Source organism: Haloferax mediterranei ATCC 33500 (assembly GCF_000306765.2).
Classification (GTDB): Archaea; Halobacteriota; Halobacteria; order Halobacteriales; family Haloferacaceae; genus Haloferax; species Haloferax mediterranei.
The window spans coordinates 874175-892743 of sequence record NC_017941.2; the positions used below are offsets into that span (position 1 = coordinate 874175).

An 18569-nucleotide genomic window follows, 5' to 3' on the forward strand; every position below is an offset into this window, starting at 1 on the left:
TACCCCCCGGGGGGCCGATTCGGGGGGCCCCCCACCGGGTAGTGAGCGTCCTCCTGGTCGCGATGATTTTCGCATCGACGCTGGCACCATTCGTCGGCATCGCGACGGCCGCGCCAAGTGGTCTCGTCGGTGTTCCAGACGCGAACGTTAGCGAGGACTTCCCAGTCGATTCGAACCCGTCGCTTCGAGCGGCGGACCTCGAAGGGTCGGTCATGGCATCCGACCATGCCGAGTCGCTGGAAGTTATCGCGACGACGCCCGACCGTGCATCAGACTACGTGAATGGGACGACCGTCGGCGGTGGCGAGACCGTTCTGGTGTTGCGCGACGACGTACACTCGACTGGGCGGACGGTCGCGATAGATGCGGGTGCGCTTCGAGACGCGCTCGGATACACGCCCGAGCGGGTGTTCGGGACGCACGATGACGGTTCTGAGTGGTCGTCTCCTGTCCGATATGAGGGCGGCCTGTTGCTGTTCGACGTGGCGCATTTCTCGTCGAACGTTGTGACGTTCTCGGGGACGGTCGAGGTAACCGCGACAGCCGCAACAAACGGCACGTCGCTCGATTACTCACTAAACTCGGTGGATGCTGCGAGCAATCTGACTGTTGAGTTTACTGGTCGGAATGCCAAAGGCTGGGATAACGAGTCCGCTACGGGCGTTACGGACGGGGATTCGATTCCCCTCTCGATTGGTGGGGATGTCAACCCCAGTGGGCCATCTGCGAACGGGAAACCGGTTGTTGAGGTGTCGTCTCAGGACGGCGCGACCGGAACGCACTGGACAGGATCGGCAGACAACACCGGGTATCTCGTCTACGGTGGGGACAACTACGGTGAGATTGGGTTTGACCTCGGTTACACGAAAGTGTCCGGCATAACCCTCCCGCTCAACAATAAAGGGGACCACATCATCGACGTATACCTCATTAACGAGGCACCTGACAGTAAGTACGGAGAAGCCGACGCGACGCTCGTGAAACAAGATTGGAGTCCTTCAAGCTCCGGGAATCAAACAATCTCGTTCTCCCCGGTTGATGTTGACCCGACAAAGCCGGTCACATTCGAGTTCGTCGTTACAAACTCCGCGTCGGGTGGCTTGGAATTAGACACCAATTCTACCCTAGACGACGATATTGACGGGTACCTTGCTAGTTACGGCGGGGCGTACGTCGTCCCGAGGAAGTCGTACCTGCACGGCGCACCCGGCACGTTCAACGCGAGTGTCACGGGACCGTCCGGGACGATAGACCTGTCAACGACGAACGGGACTGCACGGGGAGAGCTACCGCTTACGTCGTCGACCTCGTCGATTTCGTTCTCCGACTCGGACGGATATTCGTATGGTGTGGATATTCTCCTTGAAGAACAGACTGCCACAAGTGACCCTGGAATCGGACTAAACGGACACACGCAGACGTATTCGGGGTCACTCGCAGAGGGCGAGTCAGTAACTGTCCCGATGAACGATTCGTGGTTAACGACTGGGACGAACAATGTGACCGTGACGACTGGCTCGGCTCCATCGGCAGACGCACCTCGCCCGGTCGTTGACGTTGTCTTGAACCATACGGCACAGGATGACCAGACGGTTACGTATTCGGGTGGGAAATGGACGGAATCGTACAACGTCTCACGGACCTACTCAACTGACACAAAAGATTCGATACTCACGATACCATTCGCATCGAACGTTGCGTCCCTCAAGAACATCGAGAGGCGGACGAACGGCGGTTCGTGGTCGACAGTCGCACCGGGCGACTACTCCCTCGACGGCACGACACTGACAGTCGAACTCGGAACAGTCGATGGTGGCGATACCGTATCCATCCGGACGACGGGCCAGCGGGTCGTCGCAGTGAACGGGTCGCTGACGGTCACTGATCCGACACCGCTGGGTGAGCGTCTCGATTCAGAAATCCGGATCGACTCGTGGTCGAACGACTCGTACATCTCGCTCGGTGGGTCACCCGACGAAGGGCGGCTTCACTACACCTACAACGAATCGTTCGGCGACACCGAGTTCGACAAGGTGACCTCGACGGGCTACCATCGGCTTCACTTGCCCGGTGCGTCCACATCCTCGACGTTCCGAGTCTCGACCATCCCGGTTCGGGTGAACGTCGCGACGGGCGAATCACGGTTCCGCATCACCGAGCCCTCGACAACGGAACCAAAGATATCGGTCTCACCGGGCGCTCACACGAGCGATGGCGTCACGTACACGTTCTTGTCGCCGTCGGCTGGCGATAAGTACATCCTGTACTCGACGACGGTCGGAACTCAGCGAGACTCAGCACTGGCCGAAGAGACGGTATCTCTGAAAGACGACGACTCTGAGGAGATTCTTGTCATTCGCAAGTCGGAGTCGTCCGATGCTACTGGTTCGGGTGGATTCTTCACTGACGGTGGGTCGGTCGCGAGCGCTGCCGGTGACTATGTCCCGGCAATGCCGGTGTTGAATCCGGGTCTCGTCGCGGCAATCGTGCTGGTCATCATCGCAGGTGCTATCGCGTACACCGAAAGACGCGTCTCGTCATCGAGAACGACGCCGGTGTACGAACGCCCGATGGTTCTACTCGCGTTGGTGGTCGCTGGATTCGTGGGCGTGTTGCTCATCTCACCCGAATCGATTACAGGTCCTATTCAGTCGGCCCTCGACACCGCACTTCCGCTGGCGGCAGTGCTCGGGGTGATGCTCGCGGCCGGTGGTCTCGGCTACTGGTGGTACACCCGCCGGAAGGCACGGATTGCCGAGGCGAAGGCACCGGAAACGGTCTTCCAGATCGGAGGTGACAAGAAATGATGGACCTCGCACGAGAGACGCTTTCGAGGGTCCTGTCGACTATCGGCCTCGAGGGCGTCTCGGTAATGAGCCTCCTCGTGTTGCTGGTCGTGGTGAGCTACGTCCATAGAGCGGCGAAAGCCGGCTCGCTGGTTGCGGGCGTCGCCTCGACCGCGGCTCACGACGCGAAGGTCGTTGCGCTCACACTGGCGGCGCTTCTCGTCGCTGGCATCGTCTCGCTGAACGTGAGTCGCGGCCGGGAACTCCTCGCGACGGCTGTCGACCAAGCGCTGTCGTTCGACTGGGCATCGGTTCTGGGAGGTCTGGCATGAGCTACGAAGATCGTCTAGCGGAAATCGTCGAGGAAGTCGCTCACAACGATATCTACCAGCTGTCGAAAGCGTACCCAGACGAAACCCGTCTCGGAATCGACTGGCAGGACATCGCCCGGTTCGAAGCGGATGTCGACGGGACCGAAGAGCTGACGCTGTCCGATGTGTCGGGCGTCGCGAGCGATGTCATCTCTCGACCAGAAACGACACTCGAAGCGCTCGAAGCAGTGGTCCGTGAGTTCGACGTGCCCGGTCGTGAGAAGCCGATGGCCCGAACGAGCGTCTCAGTCGTGAATCTTCCAGAGGATGCAACCTACGATGTTGGTGGGTTCTCGCCAGAGGATTGGATCGGCCGAATGCTGGCGCTCGAAGGCCAAATCACGAAGCGTACGGAGGTGAACCCGCTGGTCAAAGAAGCCGCCTTCGAGTGTCTTCGCTGCGGGACGATGACCTATATCCCGCAACACGGCTTCGGGAGTCTTCGTGAACCACACAAATGCCAAGGCTGTGACCTGCAGGGACCGTTCCGGCTCAACGAAACACAGTCACAATGGACGAACTACCAGAAAATCCGACTGCAGGAACCTCCTGAGAACGCCCGCGGAGAGACCGAACACATCGACATCCACCTGACGGGTGACCTCGCAGGAGATACCCGCGTCGAGGGCGGCACGCGAACAACGTTCTTCGGACGCCTGAACCCGGTTTACACCGGTGATGTCGTGTTCGAAAAGGACCTCGTCGGGACTGGCTACACGGTCGAACAGGGTGGGTTCGAGGACGCCGATCTCTCCGAGTACGAAGACATCATCGACGAGGTCGCGTCGGCACCGGACACCTTCGACATCCTCGTCGATTCGTTCGCTCCATCGCACCAGGGCCATTGGCACGTCAAAGAGGCGCTGGTACTCCAACTGTTCGGCGGGTGGGCGCGAACCGGCGAGGACGGCACGCGACACCGCGGAGATTCCCATATGTTCCTCCTCGGCGACCCGGGGACGGGGAAGACGCTCCTCCTCGAAGCAGCGTACGAAATTGCACCACGCGGAGCGCTCACCGACGGAACCGGCTCGTCGAGTGCGGGCCTGACGGCCTCGATTGTGAAAGACTCGTTTTCGTCCGAACAATTCAGCATCGAGGCGGGGACGCTGGTTCGAGCAAACAAAGGACTCGCCGTCGTCGACGAACTCGACAAGGGCGACACGTCGGACCTCGACGCGTTGCATACGGCGCTCGAATCCCAACAGGTGCATGTCTCCAAAGCAGGGAAGAACGCGTCTCTCCCGGCCGAGACGGCGCTTCTCGCGGCAGGGAACCCGACCGGCGGTCACTTCGACCCATCGAAGGATATCGCCGAACAGGTGGAACTGAAATCACCGCTCCTCTCGCGGTTCGACCTCATCTTCACGGTTCGGTCAGAGGAAGACGAAGATAAGATTCGGGACATCTCCGACACGATGGTCAGCTCACGCCAACGTGCAGGCCGACGTGCGGTCGGTGACGAGGTCGAACCAGACGCTTCGGGGCCGTCGGTGCGACTGGACCGCGACGAGTTCACCGCCTACGTCACGGCCGCGAAGGCCATCCGCCCGGTTGTTCACGACCCGGAGGTCGAGCGCGAGATGCGCGAGTGGTTCGTCGAGACGAAGACCTCGCTCCCCGAACGGTACGCATCTGAGATGGGGCACTCCGAGTACGACGGACCACCGCTTCCGATTACGGCCCGGAAACTCGACGCGCTGCAGCGTCTCGCGGAGGCGTCCGCTCGGATGCGGATGTCCGAAACAGTCGAGATGTGTGACGTCGAACGAGCAAAACCACTCATCGAGCGGTCACTCGCTGATATCGGGATTGCTCCAGCGGATAGTTCGTCATTTAGTCGCTCTGAGGCCGAAGCCACGGAGATTGGGCTGTAGATCTCAAAATTGGACTGTTTCCAAGAATGAACTATTCGGGAATGTCAAAATCAATATACTGCTTCATTATGTTTGGTATATATGAAATGTTCGGCATCTTATCCTGAAGGAACAGTAGAAACTGAAGAAGATCTGGCTCTGAAGTGTTTCGAACGTAGCCAGGGCTGCGAATACCGAGTTCCTCACCCCACAGAACCATATCGTCGATGTCTCGGTTAAGTACTATCAGGCCAGTATCTATGGCGTAGATGAGGTCAACAGCCTCGTCAATTTGGATATCCAAATCATCTATTATTTTTTCTCTTTTTTCGTCTAGGGTTTTTAATGTATATGGACACTCAAAAGCAAAAATTGCGTAAGGGGTTGTTTCCATTCTTTTTTTCCCGTCAGTTTCTCCATCCCACCAATGAGTCCCAGCAGGAATTTGCACGTTTAGAGACCTCACAGAACGGCAATTCTTAATCGATTTTCGAAGGTGGGATTCATTTAGTACTGACTTGACCTCGACAACTGCATCAACACCCTCGGCGAATAGCATACCCCTCCCATTTTTTGAATACGTAAAAGGGTGGAATTGATTACAAATGGCAATATCTACTTCCTTAGAGATCTGTGCACTTGAGTCAATAATTTGGCCATTTCCGAAGCCATAGGTTTTCGGTAGATATTGTTCGAGAAATTCCTGTACGATATCTTCTGTATCACTTCCTTTCAGACCACCATGTGAATATTTTGATCTTATTTGATTAAATTCTGAAACTAATTTTTGGGCCTCAGACCGCATCAGGTCACCCATCTGATTATTAAACTGATCGTTCTCGCTCATAAAGTTAGCATCTTGTTGAATGTTGAAAAATCAAAGGTATCTGACGATATTCGATAACTGTGCTTGTTAGATATAGGCGTCTGACTTGTTGCCCATGGAAGAATTATACTATCGAGAAAATTCTGTCCTTGGAATTTTCCAGCACTCAAAACTCACTGTTAACCCAATTCAGGAGTGCTAAACGTCTAATAATTAACTGACGTTTTGGAAGTCAAAGTCAGCTACGAGTGCCGTAAATCCGGTCAAAGTCCGTAGAGCGTCCCTCGATCAAGACACCTATCGACCGTAGCGCGTGACGTCTGCAGTTCCTTCGCTGCCTTCCGCTTCGAAAGATTCTCTTTCGTAACCATCTCCAATACTGCACAGACTTGGTCGTAGTTTTCGCCCTCGGCGAGCAACCCGTCGTCCTTCTCGAATCCGAGTGGTGCTGGTCCGTGATGATACTCTTCGTTCTGTTTTCGAACAGCAATCCCCTCTTTCGTCCGCTGCTGGGCCATCCGAGCTTCTAACTCTGAGAAGACCCCGAGCAGTTGGAACATCGCCCGTTGGTACGGGTCGTCGTCATCTGGGCGGAGCGCGAACCCCTCAGAGATGATGTGCAACTCGGCGCCACAATCACCGATTCGCTCTGCTGTCCGGTCGAGGTCGCGAATCGACCGGGCAATTCTCGAAATACTGTTGACGACCACAGCGTCGACGGCACCAGCTTCGACGTCCGACATCATCCGTTTGTACGCCGAACGATTCGTATCGGTCCCAGTCGACTTGTCGCGGTAGACTTCGAGTTCGTCGAGTCCGACGTCGAACGTCCGCTGGGCATACTTCTGGGTGGCGTCGATCTGTCGGTCGAGGTTCTGGTCCTCTGTCGAGACCCGGGTGTAGCAGGCGATCATCTCGTACACTCGTACAGGGTGGTTGGTCGCTTAATGAAGCGAAGATACGGACAGTCTGTACGGGAACCTTCGTTTTCGAGCACCAGTAGATTGGCACTAATTCCCCTCTTCCGACGCAGTTGCTAAGGAGATTCCTCACCGGAAATCCTAATACAGCGATAGCCATTAGATAGAGTATGAGCGTCAACTGGGAAGCAGAAAAGCAGATGGCTCAAGATGTGGAGGAAAACCACGAGCTGTATGCTGCCCTCGCAGACGAACCGGAAGACGACGAAGAGTAGATTAGATCTTTTCGATCGGCTCTGGTTCGAATACGTCTTCAAAATATCTTTTCCAGACTTCCCACAATTCATCACGTACGTAGAGCGAATCTAGTCGAATCGGTTCAATTTCTCTTCTGACTCGGTGTGACTCATCGCGCGCCTGCCTCGTCCGTTCGGGAGACCACTTCCCAGGGTTGATGCCGTTTTCTACGAGGAGTTGGCGAAGAAGCGCAATTGCGGTTCGATGATTCGCATCTGGGAAGAAGTGCTTTCCAACAACTGCGTGCATCCAAAATGCGCACTGGTCGAGTAGTGGTTCATCTCGGGGGAAGTCGTCCAAGACACGTTTGATATCCCCATTTCTCACGACCCAGATATCGTGCCTGAGTTGCTGTCGTGACTCGTGAGTTTGCACGTCGTAGTGGAGGCTATCTTCCATCAGGAACTTCGTGTTTCTGAGCTTGAAATTCTCCGGACGCAAAGCGGATAGGTCCGTGATCTGGAATGTGTCTCCACCCATCTGCGTTGTACGTTTCGCACGCACCCAATAAGTGAATTGGATGACAAGCCGGAAAACAGCACACACCTACCCGAACTCTGACCGAGATCGTTGACCGCGAGACCCCCAGCTACGTATCGAACCCAAATTTTTCGTGCGGGCAAGCCGCGCCGAGTAGGCGCGGCGACCTCCGTTTCATGTGCTTCATCTGGAGGCCCCGAAGGGGCCGGAAGTAATCTTGGAGTGTGGCTCTTTAGCCACACATCTAACGGAGAATCAGGGGGGACCCCTCGGATTCGAAGTGACGGCGGTGGCGGTCGCTGGGCGGTCGAGACGACGTCCAGAAAATTGCACCCGCTACGCGCCTGAAAAACCTGCAAAAGAAGCCACTTCTACACTGGAAGGACAGTGTCGCCACTCAGCAAACAGAACGTCAGCCGACGAGCTGACGGAGTTCACCGAAGCTGTACGTCAACGGAGCGGAGGTGTCGTAGGCCTCACCGACAACAGCGAACTCGCGGGCGAACTGCTTCCAGTCGTTCCCAGTCACCTCTGCCCACTTCGCAGCGCCAGTCCGAAGGATACGCTTGACCTCCTGGCGCGTCTCCTGTGGTGCAAGCTCGAGACGCTCGCGACCGTCGTCGCGATCATCGGAACGGCCACGGACGTAGTTGCGCAGCCAGCGTTCCCACGGGCCGTCTCCACCGCCGTAGGTGTCCGCGCGGATGATGTCGTCGGCAGCTTCCTCGAGCGTGGCCTCGACAGTCCGCCGCGCGGACTCAATGTGTTCGACGATCCCGTTCGCGATGTGCTTCGACGCGAGTTCGACGTGACCGTACTCGTGGATGACCAGGTCGCCGAGACGCTTCAACGACTTATACACAGTATCGATATCTTTGCCAATCGCCTCGGCGAGTTCCGCTGGTGACCAGTTACCGCCGTCGGTCGCGAGTTCGTCGACGAGGTCGATATCGGTCTCGTACATATTCCCAGCGGCGGCGAACTTCCGAATCTCGTCGTCCTGCTGCTGAGCAATACGCGGAAGCGGGTTGTCGATGACTTTGACCATCCGCGCCTCGCCTTCGACTTTGAAGTAGTCGTCCGCGACGTACTTCTGGTGGTCCGGTGTCACCGACAGGTCCGACCAGTTCAGGACGTTCAGCAGTCCTTCCTCGAGTTCCTTGTGGAGTCGGTCGACGTTCTTGAACCGAAGCGTGTCGTCGTACAGCGAGTTCTGGTAGGAGACACCGACCTTCGGGTTCTCCAGTTCAGTACCTGCGACCGCCTCGGGGTTCTTCATGTGGTAGTGCTTGAACTCCTTGGGGAGTTCGTGACCACCGACGACCTCGGCAGCGCGCATCGCGCAGATCGTCGCGGTGTGGTAGTAGCCAGCGCACTCGCGGTCATCGCGAACAGTCTTCGAGTAGCCGCTTCGCTCACGACCAAGAATCAGTGAAATGCGGTGGAGTGTGCCGTCGAGCGCGAACACCTTGCCAGTCTCGCCCTTCTTCGCGCGCACGTAAAGCTCGGCGTCAGTGATGTTCGACGAGTCGTGGACATTCTCCGGCGAGAGTGCCTGATAATCGATTCCAGTAAAAGAATTCCAACCGAATTCGTCTTGCCGCTCGCGAAGTTCGCGCAGCGCCTCGAACAGCACGCTCGGGTACTGGTCGAACTCGAAGTAACTCCCACGCGTCTCGACGTCGACGCCGAGAATGCCGTGGGGATTCGGAATCGACTTGCCGCTCTTGGACTCGATACCGGGACATCGCGGCCGGACACGGAAGTACGCGCGCTTCCGGTTGTCGTCCTTCGCGTCCGTGAACGAGCTGTAGGCTTCGGGATAGACGCGGACGATGAACTCGGGGACTTCGTCTCCCTCGAGTCGCCAGTCCCATCGACCGAGGTCGGTATCGTCGTCTGGCGTCGCGAGACCAGGCTCGTCGGCGTACCCGAACTCGACGTTCCACTCTTCGTCATCGAACTCGATCCCGGCGCGGAGGTTGCCGTACTCTTCGAAGTCGTGCATTTTGTAGAGTGAGACGAGTCCGAAGTAGGTTTTCAGCGACTTATCCCACTTGAGGTACGCCGCGAACTCGTGCGGTTGCGGCAAGAGGAACTTCCGAAGACCTGAAACGGCTGTCTTCGAGTCTTGCCCGCGCATCGTCCGAGCGCGTACGCCACGCTTCTGACGACGCTCGTGCATCTCTGCCTCCGCGCACGAGTAGAAGTGATCCTCGCGAACGTCCCTCCGAATGTGCGTACCACTACAGAAGCGACACTCACCGGTCGGTTCGAGGTCGCAGTTCCATTCGTGTTCGAGCGCGGCTTCTTCGCTCTCGAAGGTCGTCTGGCAGTACCGACATGCGGCGACGTACTCGGGCAGTTCGAACTCGACGCGGTCGCGTTCCTCCTGGACGTCTTCGTCGAGGTGTTCCGGAACGTACTCACCTTCAACTGCGGACGCGACGGTGTCGTCTTCGTCCGACGTGACGGCGGTCGCCTCGTCGAGGACCGAAAACTCCGCGACGACCTCGCCGGGATGCGGGTCGTCGCTCACCGCCGGTCACCTCCAAATCTCGTCTGGATGGCCGGTTCGTAGACAGTCTTCCCACGGATGACCGCCCCGAGTGTATCAAGCGCATCGAGAAGCGGACGCTGTACCTCGCCAAATACGGAAATCGACAGTTGGAATGAGGGGTTTCGGTTTTCACCGATGAACGGTATCCGACCCGGACCGACGAGACAGATCGCTTCTGCTTCGAGAACGTGGTCATGGAACCAGTGAGCGGAGGTATCCGCTGGAAGAAGCATGACCACGACGTCGACGGCGTCGCGGCTCGCTTCGGTTCGTGCTTTCTGTAACCAGTCGTGTTTCGCGCTTCCGTCACCGTTCGTGGACCACGGCGGGTTACAGAACACCTTCCCGTGCCATGGTTGTCTCAGGCCGTCGTCCTCTGCAGTAAACCGTGTCGGAGCGATTGGCGTAGGTTCGGCACCACTTGCGGAGTCAAGGTCGAAACCCCCGACTGCGCGTGAAAGGGGCCGCCAAATCTCCGGAGGAGTAGCGTACTCGTTATCGTCCGGGTCTTGCTGGTGGCCCGCTAGCGTACCCTGGACTGACTGACGGTCGCTCACCGCCGGTCACCTCCGTAGGCGATGCGAACATCTTGACCGAACCAGTCGATGATAGACTGCGAGGAGTAATCGCAGATATCACAGACAGAGACGCCAACGACAGTGCCGCGCCGCCATCGGTGCTGTCCCTCGTCGCATGGGCCGTCCTGCGTCCGCTGACGGAGTTCCGCGAGGACGATGCGGCGATGGTCGTAGAGGTCATCAGCGCGCCACGAGACGAGCCAGACGGCCCGCTCTTCGGCGTCGGATTGCACTTTCGAGAGAACTTGGCGCGCACCGGACGACCGAAGGTAAGTCTGGAAGCGTGTCTCGTAGTCGGTCGAGCGCCACGAGACAGCAAGTGCATCGTCAACGTCGTCGTCTTTCTCAGCGGCTTCTTCGACCCGACGACGAGCCTTTTCCAGAGACTCTGGTGGTGCGAGGTGCGGGACCGCACGGTCGATGAGGTCCTCGGCCCACTCGGGCACATCTCGGACGATGGCGAAGACGCGATCCCGGCCTGCTGGAATGGCTTCGCCGTTCGCGAGCGCCGTGAAATAGGTTCCGCGGACGCTCACTGCCCTTCGACCTCCTTGGGCGCGAAGACCTGCGTCCAAGTGACCTGTGCGTAGTCGGAGCGGGTCTTCCGCGAGACCCACGAGAAATCAAACTCGTCGACGAGGCTCGCCGGGACGACCTTCGCGGCGATGATGTCACGCGCAGGATTCGGCGCACAGACGGCGAAGAGGTAGACGCCGCCCTCCTCGAGGAGGTGGTCGTGCTGGCTCCGTCGAAGTAAGAAGCGTCCGCGGCGCTGCGCTTCGCCGTAGACGACCATCGCGCTCTTGATCTCGACGACAGTCCCGGGTTCGAGGAGACAGATGCCGACGAACGGAAGCTCACGACTCGGCGTGAGTAACTCGGTGGTGAGCGCGTCGTGATGTTCGTGCTCGTGGTCCGAAACGTGCCGTAGCTCTGTGTGAACCTGAAGAAGGGTTGATTCGACGGTGTCTCCCGCCTTCCGAGAGGGCGCGAGACTCACGCCGATCCACCCCCTGACCAGAGACTCTCGTCTCTGGGGTTGCGTTGTGGGATGGTAAAGGAATCAGGTGAAGCCGGTGGAGGGATTTGAACCCTCGGCCTATTCCTTACGAAGGAATCGCTCTGCCAGCTGAGCTACACCGGCGCAGTGGGCTTTCGAACGCATTCATCCGTACCCCGGTTACGTAATTAAGACTTGCGAATCAACCCGGTGTCTGCCGGTCGTCACCACGCGTCGTTACGGTTTCGTCAGGCGAACGTCCAAACAGACGTTGTACTCGTGAGGCGCGTACGAGCGGACGATTTTCTCCTCGAGTACCTCCACTTCGTACTCGGGTTCCGCGGCGGCGCGGACGGCGTTGAGTCCCGGGCCGAACGGGTCGTCCTCGTGTTGGATGTCGTAGAGGTGGATGACACACTCGTCGCCAGCGAGCCGAACGGCCGTTTCGAGGAACTCGTTCGCGCTGTGTGGGAGGTTCATGATGAGCCGTTCTGCCCACCCCTCGTAGTCGTCGGCCACCTCGCGTACGTCGCCGTGAATTGCGGTGATACGGTCGGCCACGTCGTTTCGAGTCGTATTTTCACGGAGGAACTCGATGGCCGCTTCGTTCAGGTCGCACGCGACGACCTCGGAACCGGCTGCTGCGGCCGGAATTGCGAACGGACCGACTCCAGCGAACATGTCGAAGATGTGCTCGCCGTCGCGAATCTGTTGGACGATTCGGTGGCGCTCGGTTGCGAGTCGCGGCGAGAAGTACACCGTATCGATGTCGAGGTGGAACTCGTGTCCGTACTCGCGGTGGACCGTCTCTGTCGACTCGCCGACGAGTACATCCCAGTCGCGGATGCGGAGTTCCCCTTTGATTTTCGAGGCGCGGTTGACGACAGTGTCCGCCTTGAGGTCGGATTCGACGATTGCGTCGGCGATTTCGCGGGCGCGGTCCGGGTCGTCTTCGTCGAGGATGACGATATCGCCGAGTCGTTCGTACGACGGTTCGAATCCGAGTACGTCGGTGGGTGTGGTCTGGGTCTCTCGGCTCGGCGGCTCGTAGTCGACAACTTCGAACTCGCTCGGGACTGCGTCAGCATCGACGATAGGGATGTAGAGGTTCCCCTCAGAGACGGTTATCTCGTGGTCGTGGTCCAGCAAATCGGCATCGGCGAGGTGCCGGCGCGTCGCCTCCCCAGATTCACGGGGGACACGGACGCAGGGGACGTTCATATCACCACCACTGCGTGACCGCGAGTAAGGGTAACGCTTCGTTGGCGACATATAATGCCCTGATAGGTCAGGGCGCATGTATAGGTACCTCGGGCGAATAACCTCAAGCGCCCACAATCCCGAACGACAATTGTCGTGCCAGTGGGCGTGCCTCTGACAACGTTTTGGGCCTTGCCCGGGCCCATTCATTCGGTCCTCCTATTCGGCGAACCTAATGTACGGGGTTTTACACCACCCGCCACGTAGCCCCGAACAATGAGTTGTATCGCGGATTTCATCATTCGAAGTCCAGACCTCCCACTGGCCGCCGCTATCGAGCGTGCTCCTGCGATGCGACTCGAGGTCGAACAGGCAATCGCAACCGACCCCGAACGACCGGTGCTCTTCTTGTGGGCCTGTGGAGGTGACTTCGATACCTTCGAAGCCGCGATGGAGAGCGATGAGACCGTCACCGACCCGGAGCTGATGGAGTCGCTTTCGGACCGACGTCTGTATCGAGTGCAGGTCTCGGAGGACGCAGAGGTAGTCATCTATCCCAACGATATCGAAGTCGGTGCCTCACGCCTCAACGTGACGGTCACTTCCGACGGCGTTCATACGAGAATGCGGTTCCCCGACCGCGACGCACTGATTCAGTACCGGGAGCTCTGTCGGGAGATGGGTCTCGAGATGTCCGTTCATCGAATCTACCGCGGCGACAGTGGCGATTCGACGCGATACGGATTGAGTGACAAACAACGACGCGTACTCATGCTCGCAGCAGAGCAGGGGTATTTCGACGTTCCCAGGAACGTGGCACTCTCAGACCTCGCCGACGAACTTGGTATCTCACCGCAATCGACCTCCGAGCGCCTTCGACGCGGGATTGACCAACTCGTCTCGACTACGCTTGGCTCGGACTGCTTGTCCGAGCAGTAACGCGTTCTCTCTTTTCTCTGTCTCCACTTCGACCGCCGAGCCCTCCCCGAGCGTGACGCTCACACCTCGACCTGTTCGTTGTCGATGCCGAGGAAGGACTCTGCATCCTCGACCCAGTCGGCGACCGTCTTCTTCTGCCCGTCTCGTTCGTACGGATAGACTGCTTCTATCTCTTCGCCGCGGAATAGTACGACCAGCGTCTGTGGTAGCACCACCGTGTCGTGTGAGGGTCCCATCCGGCCGGAGCCGACTGTCGCGTGTTCTTCGATAGACGGCAGGTCGACATCTTCGGTTTGGGCCCACTGCTCACACTCGGCGAGGCGCTCCCGGATGAGCGCATCACGCTTCGTCGGTGCGACATCTGACTCGACATCCACGTCGTGGTCCCACGTTCGAATACACATATCGTCGAGGAGACCTTCGTTGATGAGGCGCTCTAACCGCACCACGAGCGACTGATGCTCTTCGCCGAGACCATCACGAATCGGCCGAATCCACAGTTCGGCTTTCCGGGTTTCGTTAGTTTGCATCTCTGACCACCCGTGCTAGTCTACGACAGTGTAACACATAAGCCGGCGGAATCCTTCCCGAACACCGGGAATTGGGGCAATCAGACAGATAATCAAGGAGAATGCTTCGAGGTCTCGCAAATCGTTCAGCGATTTGCTGGGACAGGAAATCTGATTTCCTTTGATTTGACCTCGGAGTAGTTCGCGAGGTAACTGAACTCGGCCGATACCTGTTTATCGAACAACCATTACGTTGACGGGGGAACGACTCACAATCAGTTCGGCAACGCTCCCGAAGAGGGGGTCCGCCACGTCGGAGCGTCCGTGGCCACCGACGTAGATTGCATCAACATCGTTCTCGTCGGCGTATCTGATGATGGCCCGCGCGGGTTCGCCACGGAGCGTCTCTGTTTGGACTTCGAGGCCGCTTCCCTCGGCGAGTTCGGTGAGTTCTTCGAACACCTCGCTGGCGAGTTCGTCCGCTCGCTCGTACCACTCGTCCGTCCCGTGGAGTGGTTCGAGACTCACATCCACGTCGAATGGCGTGCTGTACCCGGGGTCTGTCGGGTCGATAACGTGCAGTGCGACGACCTCCGATTCGGCATCGGAGAGCGCTTGCTCGAAGGCTCGCTTCGATAGCGGGGACCCATCGACCGCGACGAGGATAGTTTCTGGCATGAGTTATCATTACGCACGCTCGGCACAAAAATACTCTCGTGGCTGGGTTTTTCTCTGCGGCGACCGACGAATAAGCCGTGCTTCGTGTCCCCGCGCTCTTCGAATCCGCAACCGACCGCTGGCGAACGGTTCTGCTTGCGGCCGTGCTCGTTGTCGTCGCCATCCTCGGTGGCTCGTTCCTCATCGAGCAGTTTCCGTTCCTTGCCGACCCCCGAGCACTGCGAGCGTGGCTCCTCGGATTCGGTCCGCTAGCTCCGCTCGCGCTCATCGGGGTGCAGGTCGTGCAGGTTCTCTTCGCACCGGTTCCCGGACAAGCACTCGGGTTCGCCAGCGGCTACCTCTTCGGCGCGTTGTGGGGAACGCTGTACAGCATGGTCGGCATCGTCTTCGGGACGGCACTCGCCATCGGCTTGGCACGACACTTCGGCCGGCCGTACGTCGAACGAGTCATCACCACCGACGCGCTCAGCACCTTCGACAACGCGATGGCCGAACACGGTCTCGCCGTGCTCTTTCTCGTCTTTCTCGTGCCGGGGCTTCCCGACGACGCGATCTGCTTTGCCGCCGGACTCACCGATATCCCCGTCCGTCGAATCGTCGCCGTGGCCGCGGTCGGTCGCCTACCGGGATTCTTCCTCGTGAACTCTGCGGGGGCCGCGGCCGCCAACGGCGACCCATTTCTTACGGCCGTGCTCGTGGCGATTCTCCTCGCGGCGTCAGTCCTCGGCTACCTCTACCGCGACCAGTTGCTATCGTCGTTGTCGACCGTCACGAGTCGAACACTCGGTCGTTGACCCACACGAGAAGCAGGTTCGCAACGAGGAAGGGGACGAACGCGCCAGCAATCCACCCCCACGCTTCGAGTCCGAGCGGAACCACGCCGAAGAGCGTCGAAACCGGCGTGTAGAGGAGCATGAGGTGGAGCGCGAGCGACAGACCGACCGCGCCGAGGAGCCACGGATTCGAGAACGGCGACAGCCGGTACCGGAGCCGAACCGACTGCGTACGGACCAACTCGGCGGTTACGAGGAACGTAAACAGGACCGTCTGTGCGACAACGAGGTCTCCCGACTCCGAGAGGGCGTAGAAAAACACGCCTAATCCGGTCCCGGTGAGTGCCACGCCGATACCGATAATCGAGGCGACGGTGTATCTGTCGAGGACGCCCTCGTGTCGGGGTCGTGGCGGCCGGTTCATCACGTCGTCCGACTTGGGGTCCGCACCGAGTGCGAGCGCCGGGAATCCGTCGGTGACGAGGTTGATCCAAAGCAGCGCGACGGGCGTGATGACGAGCGCGGAACTAGCGCTAAACACCTCGGGAAACAGGAGCGCGCCGAGAAGCGTTCCGAGGAAGACCACCAACACCTCGCCGGTGTTCGCCGACAGAAGATAGTTGACAAACTTGCGGATGTTGTCGAAGATGCCGCGACCTTCTGCGATGGCGTCGCGGATGGTGACGAAGTTGTCGTCACGGAGCACCACGTCGGACGCGCCCTGTGCGACCTGTGTCCCTCGCTCGCCCATTGCGATGCCGACATCTGCGTTTCCGAGTGCGGGCGCGTCGTTGACGCCGTCACCCGTCATCGCAACCGTGTAGCCAGCGTCCTGTAACGCTCTGAGGATTCTGACCTTGTGTTCGGGTGAGACGCGGGCGAACACACGGGTTTCCTCGATGGCGCGATGAAGTTCGGCGTCGCTCAACCCTCCAACCTCGGTCCCGGTGAGGACGGATGAAGCGTCGATACCGACCTCCGTTGCGATTGCGCGGGCCGTCTGCGGCGTATCTCCGGTTGCCATCGTCACGTGGATTCCGGCGTTCAGACAGTCGGTGACGGCTCCGGCAACCCCGTCCCGCGGCGGGTCGGTCATCCCCTGTAACCCGAGGAAGACTAACTCGGATTCGAGCGCTGATTCGTCGGCGTTCGGGTCGGCGTCGGGGGCGTAGGCGAACCCGAGCACACGGAGCGCGTCGTCTGCGAACTCGCTCGTCGTTGTCTCGATTCGTTGCCGGAGTTCGTCTCCGAGCGGTTCGATAGCCCCGTCGACGAGGACGCGGTCGCATCGGTCAAGCACTACCTCCGGTGCGCCTTTCATGAGCGCGAACGGGCCGTCACCGGGTGCGTCAAATTCGTCGACGACGATAGTCATTCGTTTCCGTTCGGACGTAAACGACACCTCGTGGAGTCGGTCGCCAGTGCCGCCACCATCCTTATCATCGTCGTCGACGCCGAACTCGGCGGCGACACTCACGAGGGCGACTTCGGTCGGGTCGCCGCGATAACTGCCATCGTCGAGTTTTTTCGCGTCGTTACAGCGGGTTCCACAGGAAAGCAGTGCTGAGAGTGCAGGGTCAAGTTCCGGACCGTTGTCGTCGTCGAGTTCGACTGTCCGGTCGTCGGGGAGCCACGCCCGCGTGACAGTCATGCGATTTTCCGTCAACGTTCCCGTCTTGTCGGTGACGATAAAGTCCACCGCGCCGAGGCTTTCGACGACAGAGAGGTTGCGGACGAGCGCGTTCCGGTTAAGAAGCGTCCGCGACCCCAACGCGAGGGTGAGTGTGACCACTGCCGGAAGTCCTTCGGGAACCGCGGCAACGGCGAGTGTGACGGCGACGAGGAGGACCGTAACGGGGTCTGTCGCGGTGACGAACAGTTGAATCGCAGCAATGACGAGGATGAGAGCAACGATACCGATGCCGATGCGGCGACCCAGTCGGTCGACTTCGATTTCGAACGGGGTCTCGCGCTGGCGTGCCTGCCCGAGTTGGTCGGCGATAGTTCCGAGTTCCGTGCCCATCGCGGTCGCGACGACGACCGCCTCTGCTCGGCCGCGGACGACGGTCGTCCCCGCGTGAAGGACGCTCCGGTGGTCCGCCAACGCCGCGTCGGAATCGACGGGGTCTGGTCCCTTCCCGACCGGAACGCTCTCCCCCGTCAGCGTCGATTCGTCGGCCCGACAGTCGGCGGCGCTGAGAATTCGAGCGTCCGCGGGAACGGCGTCACCAGCTTCGAGAATGATGATATCTCCCGGAACGACCTCGTCTGCAGAAATCTCGCGTACTGTCCCACCACGCCGGACGGTCGCATCCGGCGTCGACATCTCTCTGAGCGCTGCGAGCGCTTTTTCCGCACGGTAGTCTTGGATAAATCCGAACAGGCCGTTCCCGAGGAGGATAAGCAAAATGAGCACTGCGTCGGTGTACCCCGGTTCGCGTCCCGGAAGGACCCCGACGGCAAGTGAGAGTCCGGCAGCCACGAACAACAGGAGGATGAGCGGTCCGGTAAACTGCGAGACGAGAAGCGAAAGCGGCGAGATGCCATCCTCCTCTGTCAGTATATTCGGCCCGTACGCGTCGAGTCGCTGTGCAGCCTCCTCGCTGTCGAGTCCGTCCGGACTGGTGTCGAGGTTCGAGAGCACCGCCTCGGATTCGAGGGCGTGCCACGGCACGTCGCCTCGTTCGTCGGCTTCCTCACGTGGGACGGTGGCCTGCTCGTGCACGCTTCGATTGAAGGGCGCGTGGAGACGTATGTCCATCGGCGATTTTCACGACACCGGAGCCAGCGGTACGA

General features: G+C 59.2%; 16 protein-coding genes and 1 tRNA gene. 5 read left to right on the top strand and 12 right to left on the bottom strand.

The features are described from left to right. Positions 1-41: 41 nt before the first annotated feature. The 3 genes from HFX_RS04465 to HFX_RS04475 are packed head-to-tail and all read left to right on the top strand — an operon-like array spanning position 42 to position 5034. A complete protein-coding gene (locus tag HFX_RS04465; RefSeq protein ID WP_004057274.1) occupies positions 42-2807 on the top strand; it encodes a hypothetical protein in 2766 nt (921 codons plus the stop codon). Further along, positions 2804-3118: a hypothetical protein gene (locus HFX_RS04470; protein ID WP_137685664.1), complete on the top strand. Its 315-nt coding sequence runs from the start codon at positions 2804-2806 to the stop codon at positions 3116-3118. Before HFX_RS04465 ends, HFX_RS04470 begins: the two co-directional genes overlap by 4 nt. Next, positions 3115-5034: an ATP-binding protein gene (locus tag HFX_RS04475; RefSeq protein ID WP_004057266.1), complete on the top strand. Its 1920-nt coding sequence runs from the start codon at positions 3115-3117 to the stop codon at positions 5032-5034. The genes HFX_RS04470 and HFX_RS04475 overlap by 4 nt, the downstream gene beginning before the upstream one ends. Before the next feature lie 31 nt (positions 5035-5065). Here the strand turns inward: HFX_RS04475 and HFX_RS04480 are convergent, their stop codons facing one another. From HFX_RS04480 to HFX_RS04520, 9 genes are all read right to left on the bottom strand, one after another. Further along, the gene (locus HFX_RS04480) at positions 5066-5860 is read right to left on the bottom strand and encodes a DUF6602 domain-containing protein (protein ID WP_004057256.1); all 795 of its coding nucleotides are present in this window, start codon (positions 5858-5860) and stop codon (positions 5066-5068) included. Between the two features lie 242 nt (positions 5861-6102). Next, the gene (locus HFX_RS04485; protein ID WP_004057254.1) at positions 6103-6753 is read right to left on the bottom strand and encodes a recombinase family protein; all 651 of its coding nucleotides are present in this window, start codon (positions 6751-6753) and stop codon (positions 6103-6105) included. A 282-nt stretch (positions 6754-7035) separates the two neighbouring features. After that, the gene (locus tag HFX_RS04490) at positions 7036-7455 is read right to left on the bottom strand and encodes a Fic family protein (protein WP_238547487.1); all 420 of its coding nucleotides are present in this window, start codon (positions 7453-7455) and stop codon (positions 7036-7038) included. A 493-nt stretch (positions 7456-7948) separates the two neighbouring features. Then, positions 7949-10075: a DUF7845 domain-containing protein gene (locus tag HFX_RS04495; RefSeq protein ID WP_014732208.1), complete on the bottom strand. Its 2127-nt coding sequence runs from the start codon at positions 10073-10075 to the stop codon at positions 7949-7951. Then, entirely contained in the window at positions 10072-10653 is a 582-nt protein-coding gene (locus tag HFX_RS19075) for a DNA N-6-adenine-methyltransferase (RefSeq protein ID WP_081603751.1), read from the bottom strand. Before HFX_RS19075 ends, HFX_RS04495 begins: the two co-directional genes overlap by 4 nt. Continuing rightward, entirely contained in the window at positions 10650-11210 is a 561-nt protein-coding gene (locus HFX_RS04505; RefSeq protein ID WP_014732209.1) for a hypothetical protein, read from the bottom strand. Before HFX_RS04505 ends, HFX_RS19075 begins: the two co-directional genes overlap by 4 nt. Next, entirely contained in the window at positions 11207-11674 is a 468-nt protein-coding gene (locus HFX_RS04510) for a hypothetical protein (protein WP_004572743.1), read from the bottom strand. Before HFX_RS04510 ends, HFX_RS04505 begins: the two co-directional genes overlap by 4 nt. A 71-nt stretch (positions 11675-11745) precedes the next feature. Continuing rightward, positions 11746-11818 (bottom strand) — tRNA-Thr (locus HFX_RS04515). Between the two features lie 93 nt (positions 11819-11911). Beyond that, positions 11912-12895: a class I SAM-dependent methyltransferase gene (locus tag HFX_RS04520; protein WP_004572742.1), complete on the bottom strand. Its 984-nt coding sequence runs from the start codon at positions 12893-12895 to the stop codon at positions 11912-11914. 255 nt (positions 12896-13150) lie between these two features. Between HFX_RS04520 and HFX_RS04525 the strand changes: the two genes are divergently transcribed. Further along, a complete protein-coding gene (locus HFX_RS04525; protein ID WP_004572741.1) occupies positions 13151-13813 on the top strand; it encodes a helix-turn-helix domain-containing protein in 663 nt (220 codons plus the stop codon). 59 nt (positions 13814-13872) lie between these two features. On the opposite strand, the gene HFX_RS04530 is transcribed toward HFX_RS04525, so the two are convergent. Together HFX_RS04530 and HFX_RS04535 are read right to left on the bottom strand one after the other, a co-directional pair. After that, complete coding sequence (locus tag HFX_RS04530) at positions 13873-14343, bottom strand: HTH domain-containing protein (RefSeq protein WP_004572740.1); 471 nt, start codon at positions 14341-14343, stop codon at positions 13873-13875. 213 nt (positions 14344-14556) lie between these two features. Beyond that, positions 14557-15000, bottom strand: coding sequence for a universal stress protein (locus HFX_RS04535; RefSeq protein WP_004572739.1), 444 nt, complete (start codon positions 14998-15000; stop codon positions 14557-14559). A 77-nt stretch (positions 15001-15077) separates the two neighbouring features. On the opposite strand from HFX_RS04535, the gene HFX_RS04540 reads away from it, so the two are divergent. After that, entirely contained in the window at positions 15078-15794 is a 717-nt protein-coding gene (locus HFX_RS04540; protein ID WP_004572738.1) for a TVP38/TMEM64 family protein, read from the top strand. On the opposite strand, the gene HFX_RS04545 is transcribed toward HFX_RS04540, so the two are convergent. Beyond that, positions 15769-18534, bottom strand: coding sequence for a cation-translocating P-type ATPase (locus HFX_RS04545; RefSeq protein WP_004572737.1), 2766 nt, complete (start codon positions 18532-18534; stop codon positions 15769-15771). The two genes, HFX_RS04540 and HFX_RS04545, sit on opposite strands and share 26 nt — an antisense overlap. Between the last annotated feature and the right edge of the window lie 35 nt (positions 18535-18569).